Genomic DNA, 21,226 nt, shown 5'->3' with positions numbered 1-21,226 from the left:
TGTATATGCGCAATGACTACGTCGAAGCCGTGCGGTCGGTGATTGGGCTGATACCGGCTGCGCACGTCCTGTCCTACGCAGATGTGGCGGAAATCCTCAGCAGCGGTGGCCCCCGCCAGGTGGGCGCGGTTCTGTCCCGCCACGGGGACGGCTTGCCCTGGTGGCGCGTGGTGCGCGCCGGCGGCGAGCCGCCCCGCGGCCACGGGCAGCGTGCCTGGGCGCATTACCTGTCTGAAGGCACGCCGGTGAGCGGGGAACCGGACGACGACGGCGCCGGCTACCGGGTGCGGATCGGCGCTGCCCGCTGGTTTCCCTCGGAGACGGACTGGACAGTCTTCGAAAGCCTGCGCACGGCGCTGGGAGCACGCGGTCAGGAACTGTCGGCGGGACGTGATGAAGTAGAGGCATGAGCGTAAAACTGCAACTGGTGGGGCCCTCCGCGGCAACCGCACAGGCCCCGGAACTGAGCGCGGACCAGCAGGCCGTCGTGGATCTGCCCGCCGGCAGCGGCCCGGTCCTGGTGCTGGGTGCCCCGGGCACCGGCAAGTCCACCGTGCTGGTGGAAGCAGCCGTTGCGCGGATCAGCCGCGGACTGGACCCGGCCGGACTCCTCCTGCTGGCACCCACCCGCCTGGCCGCCGCGGCGCTGCGGGATTCCCTCTCCGCCCGGCTGCAGGGAACCTTGAGCACCTCGCCGGCCCGCACCTGGGCCTCCTACGCCTTTGACCTGATCCGGCGGGCCAAAGCCGAAGGCCGGTTGCCGTACATCACGCGGGCGCCAAAGCTGCTTTCGGGGGCCGAGCAGGACGTCATCATTAAGGAACTGCTGGAAGGGCACGGCCAGCAGGGCATCCCGGCCCTGCCCTGGCCGGAATCGCTGGACCTTGCCCTGCCGACGCGGGGCTTTCGGCAGGAAATCCGGCAGCTGTTTGACCGCATCATCGAATACGGCATCTCCGCGGACCAGGTTGCCGATCTGGGACGGCGGCACAACCGGCCGGACTGGGTTGCCGCCGCCGCCCTGTACGAGGAGTACCGCGACGTCTTGGACATCCGCATGCCGGAGGCCTTTGACCCGGCGGGCATCATTACCAGCGCACTGCAGATCCTGGAAACCGATCCCGAATTCCTGGCCGCCGAACGAGTCCGCTTCCAGCTCATCCTCGTGGATGACCTGCAGGAAGCAAACCCGGCCATCCACGCCCTGCTGGGACTGCTCGCCGGCGGCGGAGACGCCGTGGTCACTGCCAACCCCGACACCGTGGTGCAGGGCTTCCGCGGAGCCCGCCCTGACCTGTTGGGCCAACTCTCCGGCACACTGGGGGAGGGCCTGCAAACCTTCGTGCTGTCCGGCCAGCACCGGCTTACCGGGTCGATTGCCGCCGCCTGGCTGCGGACGGCGTCTCGAATCTCCGTGGTCGGGCAGCTGCCGCGCTACCGGGCCGCAGTTCTTCCCGCCGTCGGCGCGGAACCTGCCGGACGGGCGGAGGCACACGTCGTGGATTCACCCATGCACGAACTGCGGTACATCGCCCAGCGTATTCTCCAGGCGCAGCTGCTGGACGGGCGGAGGCTGGAAGACATGGCCGTGATCGTCCGCACCGGCGGTCAGCTGGCCCGGATCCAGCGGTACCTCAGCGGACAGGGGATCGACGTCAAAGTTCCGGTTGCGGAAAAGGCGGTGCGCGATGAAGCCGCCGTGCGGCCGCTGCTCGACGCCTTCGCCGTCGTCCTGAATCCTGACCTGCTGACGCCCGAAACGGCCGTGGCACTGCTGACCTCGCGGATCGGCGGCGCCAGCTCGATTGAACTGCGCCGGCTGCGCCAGGCACTGCGGCGGGAAGAAGTGCGCGGCGGAGGCGGACGCACCAGCGATGTCCTGCTGGTGGAGGCACTGCAGGATCCGCTGTCGCCCAGCGGGCTGGCCCTCGCCGGATTGACCTGGGAAGCACGTGCAGCCCAGCGGCTGGCCGCCATGCTGCGCGCCGGGCGCACTGCGGCCGACCAGCCCGGAGCCACCGCCGAAACCGTGCTCTGGGCACTCTGGTCAGTCTCCGGCTGGTCCAAGAAATGGGCCGAAGCGGCGCTCTCCGGCGGCCCTGCCGGCGCACGCGCGGACCGTGACCTGGACGCCATCATGGCCCTGTTCCAGACCGCCGAACGCTACGTTGACCAGCTGCCGGGCTCCACTCCGGCCCAGTTCCTGGACTACCTGACCAGTTCAGAGCTGCCAATGGATACCCTGGCCGCCCGTGCCCAGCGGCGGGACGCCGTGGAGCTGCTGACCCCGGCCAGCGCCGCGGGACGGGAATGGCCCATGGTCATCGTCGCCGGTGTACAGGACGGAGTCTGGCCCAATCTTCGGCTGCGCGGAGAGCTGCTGGGCAGCGGAGACCTGGTGGCGGCCATTGAGCACGGCGACGGCTTCGCCAGGCACCGCAGCCCGCAAACCCTGATGCACGCCACCCGCCACGATGAACTGCGCAGCTTCTCCACCGCCGTCTCGCGTGCCCGGGAGCTGCTGATCTGCACAGCGGTGTCCTCCGATGATGAACAGCCCTCCCCGTTTCTGGACTTGGTGGAGCCCCTTCCCCCGGAAGCGATGAAGCGCGAACGCACCGAGGTCCTGCGTCCGCTCACGCTGCGCTCGCTCGTCGCGGAGCTGCGGGCCCATGCACAGCAGCCCGGGGAAAAACCGGAGCTCGCCCGCGAGGCCGTTCACCATCTGGGCACCATGCTCAACCACCCCGTGCGCGTTCCCGGCGCTGCGCCGTCCGAATGGTGGGGACTGGCGCCCCTGTCCACGGACGCTCCGGTGATTCCGGAGGAGACTCCCATTCCGGTGTCGCCGTCCAAGGTCGACGCCGTGCTGAAATCCCCGCTGAGCTGGTTCGTCTCCGCAGCCGGCGGGGAACAGGCCACCGACTTCGCCCGTTCGCTGGGAACCCTGGTGCACCAGATTGCGCAGGACCTGCCGGACGCCTCCGGAAGCGAATATGTCGCCGAACTCCAGCGGCGCTGGCCGGCACTGGGCATGAAGGACAACTGGGAAGGCAAAGTGGATTTCCAGCGCGCCGAAACCATGGTGCGGAAACTCGCTGAGTACGTCATCAGGATGCGGCAGGAGGGACGGTCGCTGGTGGACGTGGAACGCGACTTTGCCGCCGAAATATCCGTGGAGATCCGCGGACAGGAGCGGACGGCCCTGCTGCGCGGACAAATCGACCGGTTGGAGATCGACGCCGAGGGCAGGCTGTTCATTGTTGACCTCAAGACCGGCAAATCGGCGCCCAAGAAGGATGAGCTCGAAGGGCATCCGCAGCTGGCCGCCTATCAGGAGGCCGTCCGGGAAGGGGCGGTGAACCGGCTGAAACCGGCGGAAGAGGACGGCACCGCTCCGGCGCCGCCGGCGCCGTCGTCCCTTCCCGGCGGGGCGGCACTGGTCCAGCTGGGCACCACCAGCAAAGGCGTGTCCGTCCAGCAGCAGCCGCCGCTGGACCCTCAAGACACCCGGGCGCAGGACATGATCCGGTCAGCAGCGGAATTGATGTCCGATGCGGCTTTTGACACCGTGCACGATCCCACCCGCAGCGGATTCGGCGGCCACGGCTGCCGGCTCCCCGAAATCTGCCCGCTCTGTCCCGAAGGAAAGCAGGTCACCGAATGAGTGCCGCCACGACCGAAGCCCTTCCCCCCGAGGTTCCCGGCACTCCCCGGTATTCGGCGCGCGAGCTGGCCGAACTGCTGCACACTGACCCCCACAGTCCCGTGCTGTATCCCACGGAGGATCAGATCGGCATCATCGAGGCGCCCCTGGAACCGCTGCTGGTCATTGCCGGCGCGGGTTCAGGCAAAACCAAAACCATGGCCGACCGGGTGGTGTGGCTGGTGGCCAACCAGCTGGTGCGCCCGGAGCAAATCCTGGGCGTGACCTTCACCCGCAAGGCGGCCGGTGAACTGGAGACCCGGATCCGGCAGCGCCTGGACCTGCTCCACCGGGTCCGCTCCGCCGGCACCGCAGACCCGGGCTTGATTCCGGGCGGTGTAGACCCTGATGAGAGTGCCGATGCCCGGCTGGACCCGACGGTGTCCACCTATCACTCCTACGCGAACGGAATCGTCAACGACTACGGCCTGCGCCTGGGCGTGGAGCGGGATTCCGTGATGCTCGGCGGAGCCCAGTCCTGGCAGCTGGCCACCGAAGTTGTCGAGGCCTACACCGGGGAGTTTGAACATTTCACGGCCGCCAAGTCCACGCTGGTCAACGGCGTGCTGCAGATGGCCGGTGAATGTGCCGAGCACCTTCAGGACCCCGCCCACGTGCGGGAGCACCTGGCAGCGCACCTTGCCGTCGTTGCCGGCCTGCCGTATCAGGCCGGAAAAACCAAACCGGCAACCGCGGCCGTGCAGAAGCTGATGAACCGGCTGCGTACCCGGATTTCCGTCACGGAACTGGTCGAGAACTACCGCAGGGCCAAGTCCGAGCGCCGGCAGCTGGACTTCGGCGACCTGGTGGAGCTGGCGGCCCGGATTGCGGCCACCATCCCAGAAGCCGTGGAAATGGAGCGGGCGAAATACAAGGTGGTCCTGCTGGATGAATTCCAGGACACGTCCCACGCCCAAATGGTGCTGTTTTCCCAGCTCTTCGGCGACGGCCGTGCCGTGACCGCCGTGGGCGATCCGCATCAGTCCATTTACGGGTTCCGCGGGGCATCCGCCGGACAGCTGGGAACCTTCCGGGACCAGTTCCCCCTGTTCCTGCCCGACGGTTCCCGGGCGCTGGCCCCGGTGGCCAACCTCTCCGTGGCCTGGCGCAACGCCACCTCCATCCTGGCCACCGCCAACGCCGTGTCGGCGCCGCTGAACACCACCGCACCCTGGCTGAAACATCAGCGGCTGCCGCACGTTCCCGAGCTGCAGGCCAAGCCGAAGGCGCCCCTGGGTGAGGTGTATCTCGGCCGTTATCTGGCGGATGTTTCGGTCCCCGCCACCAAAGACGCGGAAGATATCCTGGGCGAGGCCGACGCCGTGGCCGAACAGGTGCTGCGGCACCGCAGGCGGCGGTTCGAGACCGACGACGCCGGCAAGGACCTGCAGCCCACCGTGGCCGTCCTGTGCCGCGGACGCAAACAGTTCGGGCCCATCCGCGAAGCACTGGAAGCACGCGGGATTCCCGTGCAGATCGTGGGCCTTGGCGGGCTGCTCTCCACACCGGAAGTGGTGGATGTGCTGGCGGTCCTGAGGGTGCTGGGGGATCCGGGACGCTCGGATTCCATGCTCCGGATCCTGGCGGGCGCGCGCTGGCGGATTGGCCCGGCGGACCTGATGGCCCTGGCGGACTGGTCCCGGCATCTGGTGCGGGTTCGGGAACGGGCGATGTCCGTGGCCGACGCTGCCGATGTCCACCGTCCCGACGAGGCGCCGGACGGCACCGACACCGTGGTGGAAGCCGACATGGCCGAAGCCGGTTCCCTGGTGGAGGCCGTTGATTCCCTGCCGCGTCCCGACTGGGTTTCCAACGCGGGCCGTTCCATCTCCGCCGAAGGGCTGCGCCGGTTGACGCTGCTGCGCGATGAACTGCGGGATTTGCGCAGCTATGTGGGGGAGGACCTCACCACCCTGATCGGAGAAGTTGAACGCCGGATTCTGCTGGACATTGAAGTGGCGGCCAAGCCCGGCATCACCATTCATGAGTCGCGGCGGAACCTGGACGCTTTTGTCGATGCCGCCGCCACCTTCAGCTCCTCGAGTGACCGGGTGGACCTCATGGCCTTCCTGGCATGGCTGGAGGCGGCCAACGAGGAAGAAAACGGCCTTCCGGTCACCCAGTTGGAAGCCAGCCGCGAGGCTGTGCAGCTGCTGACCGTCCACGCGTCGAAGGGCCTGGAATGGGACGTGGTGGTCATTCCGGGCCTGAACGAAGGGCAGTTCCCCAATGACCGTGATTCGCGCTGGAGCAGCGGTGAAGGGGCGATTCCCTGGCCGCTGCGCGGCGATGCACCCGATCTTCCGCAGTGGGACTGGGAACAGGAGGATCAGAAGAGCTGGGTGGACAGCGAGAAAGCCTTCAGCGAGGACGCACGCGGGCATGCCGAGCGCGAGGAACGCCGTTTGGCGTATGTCGCCTTTACCCGGGCCAAGTACGTGCTGATCTGCACCTCCAGCGTGTGGGGCGGCGGGCGGTCCAAGCCGACGGCGGTTTCCCGCTATCTGCAGGATCTCTACGACCTCGGCAAAGCGGGAGCCGCAGGCTTCCACCTCATGTCATGGGTGAATGAGGGCGATGAAGGGGACTCCAACCCCGCCAATTCCGATGTCCAGCGCAGGAGCTGGCCCATCGACCCGTTGGGGGAGCGGCGGAGCGGCATGGAGGCAGCGGCGGTCGCTGTCCTCGAAGCGGCGGCCCGGCAGTCGGGCCGCGTGGGACAGTCGGAGATTGACATCCTCACCGACGCTGACGCACTTCCGGAAGAGGAGCCGCAGGAGTCCTCCGGAAGCGTGTTCGAGCCTACTCGGTGGGCAAAAGAAGTGGAGCTCGTCCTGGCCAGGCACCGCCCGCCGAACCAGGTGGTGCAGGTCGAACTGCCCGCCCACATTTCCGCCTCCCTGCTCGTGGACCTCAAAGATGATCCGGAGGAAGTCACCCGGCAGCTGCGGCGGCCCGTGCCGCGGGAGCCGGGCATGGCCGCACGGAAGGGAACGGCTTTCCACGCCTGGGTGGAGGAGTTCTTCGGGACCAGCGGCATGCTGGACATCGATGAGCACCCCGGCGCCGCCGACGCCTACGTGGATGAGGCTTACCGGCTCGAAGACATGATCGCCACGTTCGAGGCCTCACCCTGGGCCCAGCGCACTCCGGCGTTCATCGAGGTGCCGGTGGAAACCCGGGTGGACGCGGTGGTGGTGCGCGGACGCATCGACGCCGTCTTCCTGGACACCGACGGAACCTGGGACCTGATCGACTGGAAGACGGGAGCACCGCCGACCAAGGAAAAGCTGGAAGTCCGTTCCGTCCAGCTGGCCGTGTACCGGCTGGCGTGGGCCAGACTGAAGCAGGTTCCGCTGGAGAAGGTCAACGCAGCCTTCTACTACGTGGCGGCGGACAAGCTGATCCGTCCCTTCAACCTCTTGGGCGAGAAGGAACTCGAGGACATCATCCGGGCGGCAAACTCGACAGACGCCTAAGGTGTGGCCCGGCGGAGGGTCCCGTAGGAGCCGGCCGCCAGCACGACGCCGCCCAAGAGGAGCCAACCAGTCAGCGCGAGAGGCGTCAGCTGGACAAACCAGGCTCCCACCGCTGCCCAGGAGTCCGTCCAGGTGGCCGAAGCCGCTGCCCCCAGCAGGATCACTGCGAACCCGATAAGGGCAACCAGCAGGCCTGTAGTGCGCCACCGCTTGTAGACCGTGGCAAACCAGAAGCCGAACATGAACAGCAGGGTCGACAGCGCGAAGTAGAGCAGGATCTGCGTGTACCAGGCAGACTGCGCGATCCAGGGAATCGCGAAGATGGCGCCGTTCACGCCCCAACCGTTGGTCGCTTCCTCCACCAGGCCGAGGAGCCAGTAGAGCACGCCGAGCCCGAGGGCCATGACGGCGAACAGGCCCAGGGTTCCAATGTAGAAAGAGCGCCGGCTGACGCTCATGGCCTGCGAGAACGGGAAAGTCAGGGTGAGAGCCTGCACGCCGATGCCGAGAAAGTACCACATGACGGACTGGCCGGAGAGCGCCATCCTGGTGCCGCCGGTGTCCGGGATAACCGCCAGAATCGCCACTGCGATCAGCGTGGAGGAGATGAGGATGATCGCTGGGATTCCGAAGTAAATCCATTTGTTGAGCAGCTGCATGCGAGCCACTGCCAGCGGCCGGTTCATCGCAGCACCTCCAGATCCGTGTTGTCGATTTCGTCCCGGAAACCGGGTTCTTCATTTGCTTTGAGGGTTCGCCGGACAATCAACTGCTGCAGTGAGACCGGCGCCAGTTCCAGCCCCAGGGTCCGTGCAAGCTCACGGTCGTCCGCGGTCAGCGGGCTGTCCACAGTCACCGAGGAAAGCGCACCCAGTGAGTCCCGGTGCAGAATGGGCCGTTCACCCACAAACCTTTCCACCGCGGCGGCGGAACCCGCGACGGCGAAGGCCGAGCCCGTGACGGCATCCACCTCGTCATCCATAATGATGCGGCCGTGGTCGATGACGATCACGTGTTCCAGCAGGTTGGCCACTTCATCGATCAGATGGGAGGAAAGGATGATGGTCCGGGGATGGTCGGCGAAGTCGGTCAGCAACCGGTCATAGAAGAGCTGGCGCGCCACGGCATCCAGGCCGAGGTACGGCTCGTCAAAGAAGGTCAGCTCGGCGCGGGAGGCCAGACCGATGATGACTCCGACGGCCGAGAGCTGGCCGCGTGAGAGCTTTTTGATCCGGTGCTTTTTCGGAGCGGGCAACTGGAAGTCAGCCAACAGCACCTCAGCCAGGTCTTTGTCCCAGTTGGGGAAGAACAGCGCCGCTGCATCGAGGGCGTTACGGATGGTGAAATCATCGGGATACTTCTGCGACTCGCGGACAAAGCAGAGCCGGGAGAGGACCTGCTCATTCTCGAACGGGGTTGCACCAAAGATCCGAACGTCCCCGGAGCTGGCGAAGGCCTGTGCGGTGAGGATGGACATCAATGTGGTTTTTCCGGCTCCGTTGCGGCCCAGCAGGCCGTAAATGCGGTTGGCCGCCAGTGAGAGGGTCACGTTGTCCAACGCCAGCTGATCTCGATAGCGTCGGGTGAGGTTGCGGGTTTCTACGACGTTCATGGTGCCGGGGTCCCTTCGTGTTCGACGGCACTGCGGTGGATGAGCTCGGTAAGTTCCTCGGTGCCGATACCCAGCTTTCGCGCTTCATCGGCGACGGGTTGTACATACTCTCGGTAGAACTGTTCGCGGCGCTTGGTCAGGACCACGTCGCGGGCTCCGGGCGCAACAAACATTCCGATACCGCGTCGCTTGTAGAGAAGTCCCTCGTCGACCAGCAGATTGACGCCTTTGGCCGCAGTGGCCGGATTGATCCGGTAGAAGGCAGCGAATTCGTTGGTGGAGGGAACCTGAGCTTCCTCCGGGAGGACACCATCCAAAATGTCCCCTTCGATGCGCTCGGCTATCTGCACAAAGATGGGACGGGTGTCATCGAAAACATTCACGGGTGTGGCCTGCGGATCATGACCTGCCTCGGTTCACAAACGGGGACCGGTGAAAGGCCTGACCCCGGTTGGTTGGTTAGTTGGTTGTGTAACTAACCATAGAACCATTTGGGTGCAGTGACAAGCGCCTCGAGCTCTGGAAATCCAGCCGGCAGAATTTCAGGAGGGCCCGCAGGGCGCCTCTGGGCAGCGGTCTACCAGGCATGGGTGCACCAGGCATGGGCGCACTAGGCATGGGTGCACCAGGGTTGGAAGTGCCAAGGCTGGAAGCACGGGAACCCGCGGGCTGGTGCCCGCGGGTTCCCGTGCCGGCGCGTGGTGTAGGCGCGTGGTGCAGGCCGGGACAGAGGCGTCCCGCGCTTCCTTACTTCTTCTTGATCGGACCAAACTTCTTTTTGGCCGGGACGTTCTTCTGCTGCTTTGTCCCTGATTCGGCATCCGCGTGCGGCACCACGGCAGCTGCATCAGTGTTTGCGGCGGAGGGGGACGCCGCGTCAGGCGCTTTGTCCATCACGGCTTCAGTGGGAGGGACGGTGACCTTCGGCGCGGGAACCACGGCGATGGCACCCGTGGCTGCCTCCGCGGATTTCTGCGGCTCCGCTGACCCGTCTGTTTCACTTTCAAGGGGCTCAGCCTCAATGGGCATGACACTGACGCGGGAAGAACCGGCGCTGACGGCACCGCTGACCGTGGGGCTCTGGGCCGGAGCCGGATGGGAGGCGGGCAACACCACTGAAGGTGCGGCAGCCTGGGCTGAGGCTGAGGCTGAGGCTGAGGCTGAGGCTTGGGCTTGGGCGTCAGCCGCGGCTGCTTTCTCCGCGGCGGCCACCCTGTTCGCCGCGGCGCTTTCGGCAGCAACGGCAGCGGCGTTGTCCTGCTCGGCCTTTTCGGCGGCTTCCTGCTCCAGAATGTCAGCTTCGAGGGTGGCGAGCATTTCCTCAGCCTCGGCAACCATTCCGGGGTTTTCTGCTGCCACGCCCCTCACCAGCCACTGCGCCAGTGCGAACTCCGCCGACAGGGCCGCCCGGCGGATCAGGTGGGGGTCGGGCGCTTCCGAGCGGGCGGCGTTGTAGGCGGCATGCACGGCGTCGGTGAAGGTGGGATCGTTGGCGGCGATCAGCCAGGCAAAGTCATCTGCGGGGTCGCCGATGCGGAGGTCCGTCCAACCCGTCACGGCACTGATGCGGCCGTTGGAAACCAGCAGGTTGTCTTCGTGCAGGTCCCCGTGAACCACCGAAGGGTTGAAGCGCCACAGGGTGACATCCTCGAGGGCATGTTCCCAGCGGCGCAGCAGTACCGGGGGAATCTTGCCTGTGGTGGCGGCTTGGTCCAGTTCGTTGAGCTTGCGCTGCCGGAACTCGTTCGCCGAATAGCTGGGCAGATCGGCGTCGTTTACCAGGTCATGCGGCAGGCTGTGGATGGCAGCCATGGCACGCCCCACTTCGCGGGGCAGCGGCCCGCTCTCGGCCACGAGGGAATCAATGTCCCGGGTGGAACCGGGCAGATGGGAGTAGACAAACGTGCAGAGGTCGCCCTGGCGGACGGTTCCTGCCACGTAGGGGAGGGCGAAGGGGAGCTCCGCGCGCACCGCAGGCACGAAGGCCCGCAGCACCAGAAGCTCGGTTTCCAGCCGCATGCTGGCATCGATGTGCTTGGGCGAACGTACCCGCCACTGCTTTCCGGCTTCGTCAACCAGGATGGCGGAGTCGAAGTCAGCGGCGTCGTCGGGAGAGCCTGCGACGCCGGTGGGGGCGAGCCCGGGGACGGCGGCGCTGGCCATTGCGGCCAATTCCATGGGGGTGCGTTTCACATCTTCAACCGTAGAGGTTGATGTGGCGCGAATAACCATAGGCTGGCGGCGAGTCGCCGGATGCGTGAGCAATAACTCACGTTGCACAGGTAGTCCGGAGCCAACTACAGGTTGGGGGGTGCAAGTCAGTACGGTAGAGACATGAGCAGCCCAGCACCGGTAGCAGTTGTACCCCCTCTAGGATTATTGCCGCTGGCCCGCACGGCAGTGGACCGCGGTTCTGACCGCCGCGTCGCCGCGGACCTCTTTGAGCAGATTCGCACAAACCCGGCCACCCGAGTCATGTACATGGCCGGGGGCAAGGCCCTGATCAACAGCACCGAAGTGGTGCTCGGCCCGGTGGCGGACATCGGTTTTGGGGATGTGCCCATTTATCTTGGCCGCACCCTGGCGGACGCGCAGGAGCCGGCGGGCACCGACGTCGTCCTGGTGACCTTGGCCCAAGAGGATCCGCTGCTGGAGACCGACGGCGCCCGGTGGGCATCGCTGCGCGAAGTTGCCGTCCTGCTGGGCGAGCTTGACGCGGCCCTGTTTGTGGAGGCGGCAGCCATTTCCAATTGGCATGCCGCGCATACCCACTGTCCGCGCTGCGGCGCCGCCACCGTTCCCGAGCAGGGCGGCTGGGTCCGCCGCTGCCCCGAGGACAACAGCCAGCATTTCCCCCGCACGGATCCGGCCGTCATCGTGGCTATCACCGACCCGCAGGACCGCATCCTGCTCGGCTCTGCCGCTGCGTGGAAAGGCAACCGCTACTCCACGCTGGCGGGATTCGTGGAGCCGGGCGAATCACTGGAAGCGGCCGTCATCCGTGAGGTGGCCGAGGAATCCGGGCTGACCGTCCACTCCCCGCAGTACCTGGGCTCACAGCCCTGGCCGTTCCCCTGTTCGCTGATGCTGGGCTTCACCGCCCGCACCGAGGACACAGCGACCACACCCGACGGCGTGGAAATTTCCGACGTGCGCTGGTTCACCCGCGAAGAGCTGGGGGAGGCCGTCGCCAGCGGCGAAATCACCATTGCCAGCGGGATCTCCATTGCCCGGAACCTGATCGAACGCTGGTATGGAGGACCGATCGAGGAACCGGAGCTCGAGGCGCAGGCATGAGCGGCGACTCTGTTGAAGCCCGCATCCTGGCAGGTCTTGATGATGAACAGCGTGAAGTAGCCACCTCCCTGACCGGCCCGCTGTGTGTCCTCGCCGGTGCCGGCACCGGTAAGACCCGCGCGATCACCCACCGGATGGCCTACGGGGTGCACACCGGCGTGTACAAGCCGCAGCGCGTACTGGCAGTGACGTTCACTGCCCGCGCCGCAGCAGAAATGCGCACCCGCCTGCGGGATCTGGGCGCCGGGGGAGTGCAGGCCAAGACCTTCCACGCCGCCGCCCTGAAGCAGCTGCAGTATTTTTGGCCGCAGACGGTGGGCGGCCAGCTTCCGGACCTGCTGAGCCACAAGGCCCAATTCATCGCGGAGGCTGCCCGGCGCCTGCGGCTCTCCACCGACCGGGCCGCCATCCGTGACGTCGCCGCCGAGATCGAGTGGGCCAAGGTCTCCATGCTCACCCCGGAGAGTTATGTCTCCGCAGCCAAGGGGCGCGATGCCCCGGCCGGGTTTGACCTCATCACGATCTCCCGCATCTTCCAGGCCTACGAAGACGTCAAGGTGGACCGCAACGTCATCGACTTCGAGGATGTCCTGCTGATCACGGTGGGCATCCTGCAGGAGGACGAACGGGTTGCCGCCACGGTGCGGGACCAGTACCGGCACTTCGTCGTGGACGAGTACCAGGACGTCTCCCCGCTCCAGCAGCGGCTGCTGGATTTGTGGCTGGGCGGACGCGACGAGCTCTGCGTGGTGGGCGACTCCAGCCAGACCATCTATTCGTTCACCGGCGCCACCTCCAAGCACCTCCTGGGATTCCCGTCGCGCTTTCCCAACGCGCCCATCGTCAAGCTCGTCCGGGACTACCGCTCCACGCCCCAGGTGGTGGGCCTGGCCAACCGGATCCTTGCCGCCCGCACGGCGGAGGGGGAGCGCTCGCGGTTCGCGCCGCCGTGGCCAAAGCCCCTGGAGCTGATTGCCCAGCGTCCGGCCGGCCCCGAGCCCACCTTCACGGAATGCGCCGACGACGACGCCGAGGCCGCCTCCGTGGCAGAACGCATCAAAGCGCTGATCAAGGACGGCGTGAAGCCTGCCGAAATCGCCATCCTCTTCCGCACCAACGGCCAGTCCCAGGCCTATGAACAGGCGCTCGCCAGTGCAGGGATCGGCTATCAGCTGCGCGGCGGAGAGCGGTTCTTTGCGCGGCGCGAAGTGCGTGATGCCATGCTGCAGCTGCGCGCAGCTTCCCGCTCCGTCGGCAATGATCCGGTGCCCCAGCTGGTCCGGGACATCCTGGTGTCCCTGGGCTACAGCCCCGAGGCTCCGGCCGGCGGGGGAGCCGTGCGGGAAAAGTGGGAGTCCCTGGCAGCGCTGGTGTCGCTGGCCGATGAACTGCATGCCAACCGGACGCAGGACCCCGACGCCATCTTCACGTTGATGGATTTCGTGGCTGAGCTCGACGAGCGGGCCGCTGCGCAGCATGCCCCCACGGTCCAGGGCGTCACCCTCGCCTCGCTGCACTCCGCCAAGGGCCTGGAGTGGGATGCGGTGTTCCTGGTGGGGCTGAGTGAAGGGCTGATGCCGATCTCTTTCGCGGATACGCCCGAAGCCGTGGATGAGGAACGGCGGCTGCTGTACGTGGGTATCACCCGTGCCCGGGAGCACCTGAATCTCTCCTGGTCCACTGCGCGCACGCCCGGAGGCCGTGCCAACCGCAAGCCGTCCCGGTTCCTGGACGGGCTGCGGCCGCAGACCACCCGCGACCTGCAGCGGACAGCTGCACCCAAGGCACCTGCCCGGCGCAAGGCCAGCGGCCCGGCCAAGTGCCGCGTCTGCGGAACCCTGCTCACGACCGGTGCCGAACGCAAGGTGGGGCGCTGCGGCGAGTGCCCGGTGACCTATGAGGAAAGCACGTTCGACGCACTGCGGGAGTGGCGCCGCGAAGCTGCATCGGAGGCGGGCATCCCGGCGTTCGTGGTCTTTACCGACGCCACGCTGGTGGCGATTGCCGAGGACCGCCCGCCGTCACTGAACCGCTTGGCCACCCTGCCCGGCGTCGGACCATCCAAGCTGGAGCGCTACGGGGAGGCCGTCCTGCGGGTGCTGGCGGACAACTAGCAGGGTTCCGGCCGCGGCAGGGAGGCGCCCGCCGTCTTCCGGAGGCTGGCCGCCCGCCTGCGTGCGGGCGACGTCGACGGCGTACGGTGCGTGCAGACGCGGGGGGAGTTCGTCAATGGGCTCATTCGCACATCTGCGTGGTGCTGCGGGCTGTGTCCTGTTCCGTGCGACGGGCCCATTCCCCGGACAGCGCGCTGTACCATTCGAGGGCGTAGGCAGATGGAAAATCGGAATCCAGCTGGTGAAAAACCCGGTCCGTCAGGGCCTGCAGCGTTGGGAGAGGAAGGGCTGCCAGAGTTTCGGTGTCCAGCGGGTCCGCCGGCAAATCCGGCAACGACAGCACAGACTGACCTTGGGTGCGCAAATATTCCTGAGTCGGCTGGTTCCTCCGATGCGACGGCTTCCGAGCCGGGCATTGGGGCAGCGGATCCGGGCATTTGACCATGAGTCCGGACTTGCCGAAATCGGTGCCGCTGCGCAGGAAAGCGACAGCTTCCCGCTCGATGTGCCGTGCCTTTGTCAGGTCAACCGTGATCCGGTTTCCGTCCACCAGGGCAGCGGCTTCGCGGACCAGGGGTGGCAGAGCGCGGCAGCTATCGGCCGTCAGGCAGCCCGACACATGCAGGACCGCGTCGCCGGGGTCGGCATCAAGCCGGACGAGGACACGCAGTTTGTGGTCCATGGGTCTCCAAAAGAAGAGTTCCTGGGCACACTGCTGAGCCTCTGCTTTAAGCGTAGAAGCCGGACCTTGGCGGGAGCAAACCGGGAGGACCGGGCGGCTGCGTCAGGAATCAAAGTGCGTCCGTGGCGCTCTTTCGCCCACTGAAGCCACCACCTGTGCCGCCAGGTCCCGCAGCTTTATGTTGCGGCGGCTGCAGGCGGACCGCAGGATGGTGAAGGCTTCATCCTGGCTGCAGCGGTTCTGCGCCATCACAATGCCCATGGCCAGGTCGATGGTGGTGCGGGACTCCAGCGCTGCCCTGAGGTCTGAGGACTGTTCTTCCCGCGATGCCAGGCGTGCGGCGATGCGGAGCGGCTTGAGGATACGGCGGGAGTACGCCTCCGCGCGGGAAACGTCGCCGGCATCGAACCGGTGGGGACGGGCCGAGTACAGGGTCAGCCCGGCCCGCCCTTCGGTGTCGAGGTTCAGCGGAACGAATATCAGGGAGCGAACGCCAAGCCGCTGCGCGACGTCGCCGTAGGGACCCCCGGCGGTGTCGCTTTGAAGGTCGGAGATTTGCACGGCGGCCCCGTCGGTCACGGCCGCTTTCGCCGGTCCCCGGCGAAAGGCATACTCCAGCTTCTCGACGGACGGGGGCGGCTCGCTGCTGAACCCCATGCAGACGGGCTTTCGGTCCCGGAGCAGGGCTATGGCGGTGAGTACCGGGTCCGTGTCCGTCGAAAAGATCTCCGAAGTAAGGACGGCCAGCCTCTGCAGGAATTCCGGGACCGCGCAGCTCGCGAGAATGACGTCTTCCAACCGGTCCAGCAAGAAGCTGTCCAGGGCGTCGGGCGTTCCGCCATGGCTCTCCAGTGCATGCCCAACCTCTGTCTGCATCCCCTGCATCTGTTGCATTTGGTGGTCCTCTCCACCCCTACTGCCAATATTGAGTGTTTTTAACAAGCAGGAACGTCAGTTCAAGGCAACGCCCGAGAAGCCGGACGCCGTCTGCGCACGCAAGCTTCAGGAAGTGCCCGGCGGACAGTACGGTGAAGTTACCGCAGCAATGCAGTACAGCTTCCCATCCTGGAATTCGCACCTGCCCGGCAAGTACCGACGTCTATTTTACGGGATTGCGGCGGAGGAGACGGGGCACGCGCAGATGCTCGCCGGCATGATCGCCCAGCGGCTCGAAAAGGCACCCCTCGGCATCACCGACGACGCCGTCCCGCCTGACCAGGCCATCGCCGGGCTTACCCGCGGTTGCCCTGCCGCCGCCCTCGAAAAAGCGCGCTAGGATGCCTGCGCCGGGGATCCCCTTTGCTGCAGCCTGCAGCCGCAGTCCGGATGGAACGCGAGTTTTTTCAGGCCTGCGTATCCGTCGGCAGCCCGCAGCACCAGCACAGCCGACCAAGTGGCTGGCTGGACCACGCCGTCCAGGAACGCGAGCACCTGCCCCGCGGCAACTCCGGCAGCGGCAACGGCACCGGAGGTTTCCTCTCCGGCCGGTGCCGCTTCAATCTGCCGCCGTCCCAGGGCGTCTGCCGCGGAGTACCAGGTGCTGTTGCCGTCCGCCAGCTGTCGGTCCAGGCACTCCAGACAGGGCGTCAGCCCGGGGACGACCAGCGGGCCGACGTCGACGCCGGTTTCCTGCACAGTGACCGCAAGATGGGGATGTTCGCTTGCCGGGGCTCCGGCCGTGCGTCCGGCAAGGGACGGTGTGCCCACCCAGACGGCCAGGTCCAGATGTGCCCGCTTCGGGCCGGAACCGTCGGCGCCGGTGGCGAGGAGGACCTGGACCGTGGGATCGAGGCGGTAGACGTGCCGTTTCACCGCCTGCGCCCGGCGCATTCCCTGGTCCGTCAGCGGGTAGCCCGGCCCGACGTCGGACGGGAGGACCACCCCCGGATCGGACAGCACCAGGGTTCCCACTCCGGCCCCGGCCAGTGCCTGGGCGAGCAGTGACCCGGTGCGGCCCAGCCCGTTGACTTCAACCGCGCAGCGGGAGCGGCGCCGCAGGATGACGGATCCGTTCAGGCCGTACGCGGCCGAAAGGCGGTCGCTGTCACGGCTGAGGCGTTCAAGGCGCAGCGCCGGGACAGCCGGCTCAGCCGTACCGGCCGCGTCCGGGAAAGGGAGAAGGACCGGGGCCAATGCCTGGAGCAGGGCATGTGCCCGCTGGGCGGGAACATGGTGACGGTGGCCTTCGGCCGCTTCCATGCCGTCCGGAAGGCCCTCGCGAAGGGCGGCAAGGAAGGCAAGATCGGTTTGCTGAAGTCCCCGCAGGACCAGCGCTGCCGGACCCAGCCCGTACTGCCGGGCAGAACCGGAGAGAGCCAGCACATGCAATCCGGGGTTGATCCGCATGGATACCTCCAACACTCCGATGGTCGGTCAACAGCAGGCGGGATGGGCCTGTTGCGCCATCTTGGCACGCGTCCAAATGCGGGGAGAGGTTATCCACAGGTGCGCAGCTGCTGCTCCGCCTCGCCTAGGGTTAAGGCATGCCTTCCGGAGAATCGCCCCGTTTATCGCGCCATCGCCAATCCGCCGGAACCGCTGTGCCGTCCGTGACCAACTCGGGAATTCCCATTGAAGTGCGCCGTTCAGCCAAGCGCCGGCGAACGGTAAATGCTGCCTTCAGGGACGGAAAAGCAGTCATCTCGATTCCCGGACACTTCACTACTGCTCAAGAAGCAGAATGGGTGCAGCGCATGGTGGCGAGGCTGGAACAGCGCACGGCCCAAACCAAGCGTCCGGATCCGAAGGCCGGAACGGATGAGCTTGCCGGCCGTGCTGCGGAGCTGTCGAGGCAGTACCTGGGCGGCGCCGCCCGGCCGGTCTCGGTGCGGTGGGTCAGCAACCAGAATTCGCGCTGGGGTTCGGCTACACCGGCACGCGGGACCATCCGGCTTTCCGACAAGCTGCAGGGAATGCCCGGCTGGGTGGTTGACTATGTGCTGCTGCATGAGCTGGCCCACCTCATTGAGGCATCCCACTCGGCAGCCTTCTGGCGCCTGCTCGATGCGTACCCGCAGACCGAAACCGCCAAGGCCTACCTGCAAGGCGCGGCCTTTGCCTCCGCTCGGGGACTCGACGGCGCCATGGGGGAGGACCAGGGTGCCGACGATCCGGACGCAGAAAGGCCGGGCAGCTAGCCGCACCGGCTGGCTGCCCGGCCTTCGCCGGAAGCTTGGTCCCTGTTCGGGAACGCTAAGGCTTGGGGGTTCCGCCGTCGCTGTCGCCGGAACCGTCGCTCTCTCCGTCGCTGTCCGTTGAATCGTCGCTGTTCCCAGCGGTCTCCTCGGGCGTGTCAAACCCGCCCTCGAGCAGGCGCTGCAGAGCGGCGTCGACGTCGGAATCCGAAGCGTCCAGCAGCTCACGCCGCTTGCTGAAGCCCTGCGGGTCGTCGAGGTCCTTGGAAGTGGGAATGAGGTCCGGGTGCTCCCACACAGCGTCGCGGCCTGCAACGCCGCGTTCTTCGCGAAGCTGCGACCAGAGGGCGGCAGCGTCGCGGAGCCGGCGCGGCCGCAGTTCCAGGCCCACGAGCGAGGAGAAGGTGTGCTCTGCGGGGCCGCCGCTGGCACGGCGCCGCCGGATCATCTCGCGCAGGGCGCCGGCGGAGGGCAGATTGACGGTGGCGGCTGCGGTGACCTCGTCAACCCAGCCTTCCACGAGAGCCAGCGCCGTTTCGAGGCGTTCCAGTGCTGCGGCCTGGGCAGGCGTTTGCTCCGGCTGGAAGACGCCGCCGGAGAGGGCCTCCTGGATGGACTCGGGGTTGGACGGATCCAGGTCCCGGGCCACCTCCTCGATCTTGGAAATGTCGATGTGGATGCCGCGCGCGTAACTCTCGATGGTGCCGAAGAGGTGGGCACCCAGCCACGGCGCATGGGTGAAAAGGCGGGCATGGGCTGCTTCGCGGACTGCAAGATACAGCCGGATTTCAGTCTCGGGGATGTCCAGGCCTTCACCGAATTTGGCAACGTTTGCCGGCAGCAGCGCCATGGTTCCGCCAGCCAGCGGAAGGCCGATGTCGGTGGAGCTGACAACTTCCTTGGAGAGGGCGCCAACGGCCTGGCCCAGCTGGATGCCGAACATGGCTCCGCCCATATTGGCGAGCATGGAGGAAGCTCCACCCATCATGGCCTTCATCTCTTCGGGCATCTGGGTGGTGATGGCGTTGGAGAGGGCCTGTGAAATGCTGACCGCCACCGGCTCCGTAAGCCGCTTCCAGGAGTCCATGGTGGCTTCGACCCATTCGGCCCGGCTCCATGCCTGACCGAGGGAGGAGATGGAGGCGAAATCCGTGACCGGGTCCAGCCAGAGCTGAGCGAGGTGCAGCGCCTCGTCCACTTCGCGGCGCTGTGCCGGCGACACCGAGGGATCGCTGTCCGTCGCGGCAACACGGCGGGCATTGTCCTTGGCCAGCTGCCAGTTAACCGGGCCCTCGGAGGGAGCGCTGAACATTGCCTGGACCTGCTGGAAAATCATGGCCATCGCATTGGGGTCCGACGGAAGTCCTGCCGCCTTTGCCAGTTCAGAGGGATCCATGCCGCCGGCACCCGCTCCGCCAAAGAGCCGGGCAAGCATCTCGGAAAGCGGATCCTGGGGTGTATCCCCGGAGTCGGAAGGGTTGGAGCTCATGGATACCACCGGTCCTGTGGAAGATTGACGTGCATTGCGCGAAGCAGGAAGGTCAGCCGGCCGCCGGCCGGCAACTGCTCCGGGCCATGGACCGCTGATCAGCGACCATGGTTTCCTTACGTTACCGGCATGCCGGGATGCCTGTCCCGCATTCTCCGATGCGTTCGCTCTTGGCAAAGCGCCTCCGCGTGCAAATGTCCGCGGGTTTTGGCGTCGCGGCGTAGGCTGGGTGGCAGTCTTCACCGTTCAGCCTCAGTGGGTTGCATCGGGTTCCCATCTCAGAAAAGGGTTGGCCACTTGCGCCCCTCAGATAATCCGTACGACCCCCCTGTACCTCCGCACGACCCGGCTGCCTTCAACGCTCCGGTGCCCGGCCAAAGCCCTTCCCTCCACCGCACCGACCCGCGCTCACGCGCGCTGGTGATTTCCGGGGCGCTGACCCTGGCATTGGGAGCCGTTGCTGTCTTCCTGCCGGCGCCGTATGTCGTGGAATCGCCCGGACCCACTTTCAACACCGTGGGGACCGTGAAAGGTGAAAACGGGGAAGACACGCCCCTCATCGAAATTGAAGGGTCCCAGACCTATCCCACGAACGGTGATCTGGACCTTACTACGGTCTATGTCTCGGGTGGCCCGGGCAGCGCCATGAGTTTCCTCGAAGCCGTTGGCGCCTGGCTGAATCCGGAAGACGCCGTCGTTCCCGAGGAATTCGTCTATCCGCGCGGAACCACAGGCGAACAGGTCGATGAGCAGAACGCAGCAGCCATGACTTCCTCGCAGGAAGCAGCCGTCGCGGCGGCGCTGCGCGAACTGGACATCGCCTTCACGGAAGAGCTTGCCGTGGCGGACCTGGTGGAGGATTCGCCCGCCTCCGGTGTGCTGCAGCCCGGAGACACCCTCATCAGGGTGGACGGCACGGACATCAACGGGATCGACACCCTCCGCACCAAACTGCAGGAGAGCGGCGGCGACCCGGTGGAGGTCACCTACCGGCGCGACGGCGAGGAACAAACGGCGGCGCTGACTCCCGTTCCCGGCGACGCCGGTTCCTACCAGCTGGGAATCTACCTGGCCACCAGCTTCGACTTCCCCTTTGATGTCAGCATCGCTTTGAACAACGTGGGCGGCCCCTCTGCGGGCATGATGTTCGCCCTGGGTATCATCGACCGATTGACTCCCGGAGAACTGACCGGAGGAAAGCACTTTGCCGGAACGGGGACCATTGATTCGGCTGGAAACGTCGGGGCCATCGGCGGCATCGCCCAGAAAATGGCGGGCGCGGCCGACGCCGGCGCAGAGTTCTTCCTCGCACCGGCGGACAACTGTGGTGAAGTGGCAGGCAACATCCCGGACGGGCTCGACGTCGTCCGGGTGTCCACACTGGACGAGGCCCGCAGCGCCGTTGAAGAGCTGGCCGCCGGGTCGGACCCTGCAGGGCTCGCGCAATGCACGGCTGACTAGGCGTTGCCCCGGTGACATGGCAGCCCAAGCCGGGGGAGCAGCCGCCTAAAAAGGACGCCAAATGGTGCCGGCCGCGCCGGCCGGCCGATCACGATCGTGAAAAGGTTCTTGCCGATGGGCACGGCAGGTGGCCCGCCGCAATAAAGACAAGGCAGAATGAGAAAGCACGGCAACTTGCAAAGGGGACGAAAAAATGTCCTGTAATACCCGTTGCAGGCGCCGTGGACCGACGCACCGAACGATGAGGTAACA

Annotated in this window: 15 protein-coding genes and 1 pseudogene; 8 read left to right on the top strand and 8 right to left on the bottom strand. The window is 66.5% G+C overall.

The window, feature by feature from the left end; all coding sequences use genetic code 11:
- Positions 1-5 precede the first annotated feature (5 nt).
- Genes MUG94_RS12875 through MUG94_RS12865 form a run of 3 tightly spaced genes read left to right on the top strand, consistent with a single transcriptional unit; the run spans position 6 to position 7,185 of the window.
- Complete coding sequence (locus MUG94_RS12875) at positions 6-410, top strand: MGMT family protein (protein ID WP_227906459.1); 405 nt, start codon at positions 6-8, stop codon at positions 408-410.
- On the top strand, positions 407-3,667 hold the full coding sequence (locus tag MUG94_RS12870) for an ATP-dependent helicase (RefSeq protein WP_227906457.1): 3,261 nt from the start codon (positions 407-409) through the stop codon (positions 3,665-3,667). The genes MUG94_RS12875 and MUG94_RS12870 overlap by 4 nt, the downstream gene beginning before the upstream one ends.
- Complete coding sequence (locus MUG94_RS12865; RefSeq protein WP_227906455.1) at positions 3,664-7,185, top strand: ATP-dependent helicase; 3,522 nt, start codon at positions 3,664-3,666, stop codon at positions 7,183-7,185. The genes MUG94_RS12870 and MUG94_RS12865 overlap by 4 nt, the downstream gene beginning before the upstream one ends.
- On the opposite strand, the gene MUG94_RS12860 is transcribed toward MUG94_RS12865, so the two are convergent.
- From MUG94_RS12860 to MUG94_RS12845, 4 genes are all read right to left on the bottom strand, one after another.
- Positions 7,182-7,871, bottom strand: coding sequence for a hypothetical protein (locus tag MUG94_RS12860; protein ID WP_227906454.1), 690 nt, complete (start codon positions 7,869-7,871; stop codon positions 7,182-7,184). The genes MUG94_RS12865 and MUG94_RS12860 overlap by 4 nt on opposite strands.
- The gene (locus MUG94_RS12855; protein WP_227906452.1) at positions 7,868-8,797 is read right to left on the bottom strand and encodes an ABC transporter ATP-binding protein; all 930 of its coding nucleotides are present in this window, start codon (positions 8,795-8,797) and stop codon (positions 7,868-7,870) included. The genes MUG94_RS12860 and MUG94_RS12855 overlap by 4 nt, the downstream gene beginning before the upstream one ends.
- On the bottom strand, positions 8,794-9,180 hold the full coding sequence (locus MUG94_RS12850) for a GntR family transcriptional regulator (RefSeq protein ID WP_227892157.1): 387 nt from the start codon (positions 9,178-9,180) through the stop codon (positions 8,794-8,796). The genes MUG94_RS12855 and MUG94_RS12850 overlap by 4 nt, the downstream gene beginning before the upstream one ends.
- A 364-nt stretch (positions 9,181-9,544) precedes the next feature.
- On the bottom strand, positions 9,545-10,990 hold the full coding sequence (locus tag MUG94_RS12845) for a macrolide 2'-phosphotransferase (protein ID WP_227906450.1): 1,446 nt from the start codon (positions 10,988-10,990) through the stop codon (positions 9,545-9,547).
- A gap of 186 nt (positions 10,991-11,176) precedes the next feature.
- On the opposite strand from MUG94_RS12845, the gene nudC reads away from it, so the two are divergent.
- On the top strand, positions 11,177-12,094 hold the full coding sequence (gene nudC / locus MUG94_RS12840) for an NAD(+) diphosphatase (RefSeq protein WP_341481664.1): 918 nt from the start codon (positions 11,177-11,179) through the stop codon (positions 12,092-12,094).
- Positions 12,091-14,208 carry an ATP-dependent DNA helicase UvrD2 gene (locus tag MUG94_RS12835; protein ID WP_227892154.1) on the top strand — a complete coding sequence of 706 codons (2,118 nt, stop codon included), beginning with the start codon at positions 12,091-12,093 and terminating at the stop codon, positions 14,206-14,208. The genes nudC and MUG94_RS12835 overlap by 4 nt, the downstream gene beginning before the upstream one ends.
- A gap of 121 nt (positions 14,209-14,329) precedes the next feature.
- Here MUG94_RS12835 and MUG94_RS12830 read toward each other — a convergent pair whose 3' ends face one another.
- Positions 14,330-14,890 carry a hypothetical protein gene (locus tag MUG94_RS12830; RefSeq protein ID WP_227906448.1) on the bottom strand — a complete coding sequence of 187 codons (561 nt, stop codon included), beginning with the start codon at positions 14,888-14,890 and terminating at the stop codon, positions 14,330-14,332.
- 102 nt (positions 14,891-14,992) lie between these two features.
- Positions 14,993-15,784, bottom strand: a complete 792-nt coding sequence (locus tag MUG94_RS12825) for a GAF and ANTAR domain-containing protein (protein ID WP_227906445.1) — start codon at positions 15,782-15,784, stop codon at positions 14,993-14,995.
- A 31-nt stretch (positions 15,785-15,815) separates the two neighbouring features.
- On the opposite strand from MUG94_RS12825, the pseudogene MUG94_RS12820 reads away from it, so the two are divergent.
- Positions 15,816-16,133: pseudogene (locus tag MUG94_RS12820) on the top strand (manganese catalase family protein); the annotation flags it as partial.
- A gap of 29 nt (positions 16,134-16,162) precedes the next feature.
- Here the strand turns inward: MUG94_RS12820 and MUG94_RS12815 are convergent.
- Positions 16,163-17,236, bottom strand: coding sequence for a ThiF family adenylyltransferase (locus MUG94_RS12815; protein WP_227906443.1), 1,074 nt, complete (start codon positions 17,234-17,236; stop codon positions 16,163-16,165).
- Positions 17,237-17,373: 137 nt separating this feature from the next.
- Between MUG94_RS12815 and MUG94_RS12810 the strand changes: the two genes are divergently transcribed.
- A complete protein-coding gene (locus MUG94_RS12810; protein ID WP_227906442.1) occupies positions 17,374-18,027 on the top strand; it encodes a M48 metallopeptidase family protein in 654 nt (217 codons plus the stop codon).
- 55 nt (positions 18,028-18,082) lie between these two features.
- On the opposite strand, the gene MUG94_RS12805 is transcribed toward MUG94_RS12810, so the two are convergent.
- Entirely contained in the window at positions 18,083-19,513 is a 1,431-nt protein-coding gene (locus MUG94_RS12805; RefSeq protein ID WP_227906440.1) for a zinc-dependent metalloprotease, read from the bottom strand.
- Positions 19,514-19,810: 297 nt separating this feature from the next.
- Here MUG94_RS12805 and MUG94_RS12800 point away from each other — a divergent pair, with 297 nt between their 5' ends.
- Positions 19,811-20,974 (top strand): YlbL family protein, encoded by a 1,164-nt coding sequence (locus MUG94_RS12800; protein WP_227892147.1) that lies wholly within the window; start codon positions 19,811-19,813, stop codon positions 20,972-20,974.
- Positions 20,975-21,226: the final 252 nt, after the last annotated feature.

This window comes from Arthrobacter gengyunqii (genome assembly GCF_023022985.1).
GTDB lineage: Bacteria > Actinomycetota > Actinomycetes > Actinomycetales > Micrococcaceae > Arthrobacter_B > Arthrobacter_B gengyunqii.
The sequence above is the reverse complement of the archived record's forward strand: the minus strand, read 5'-3'. Positions and strand labels throughout refer to the sequence as shown.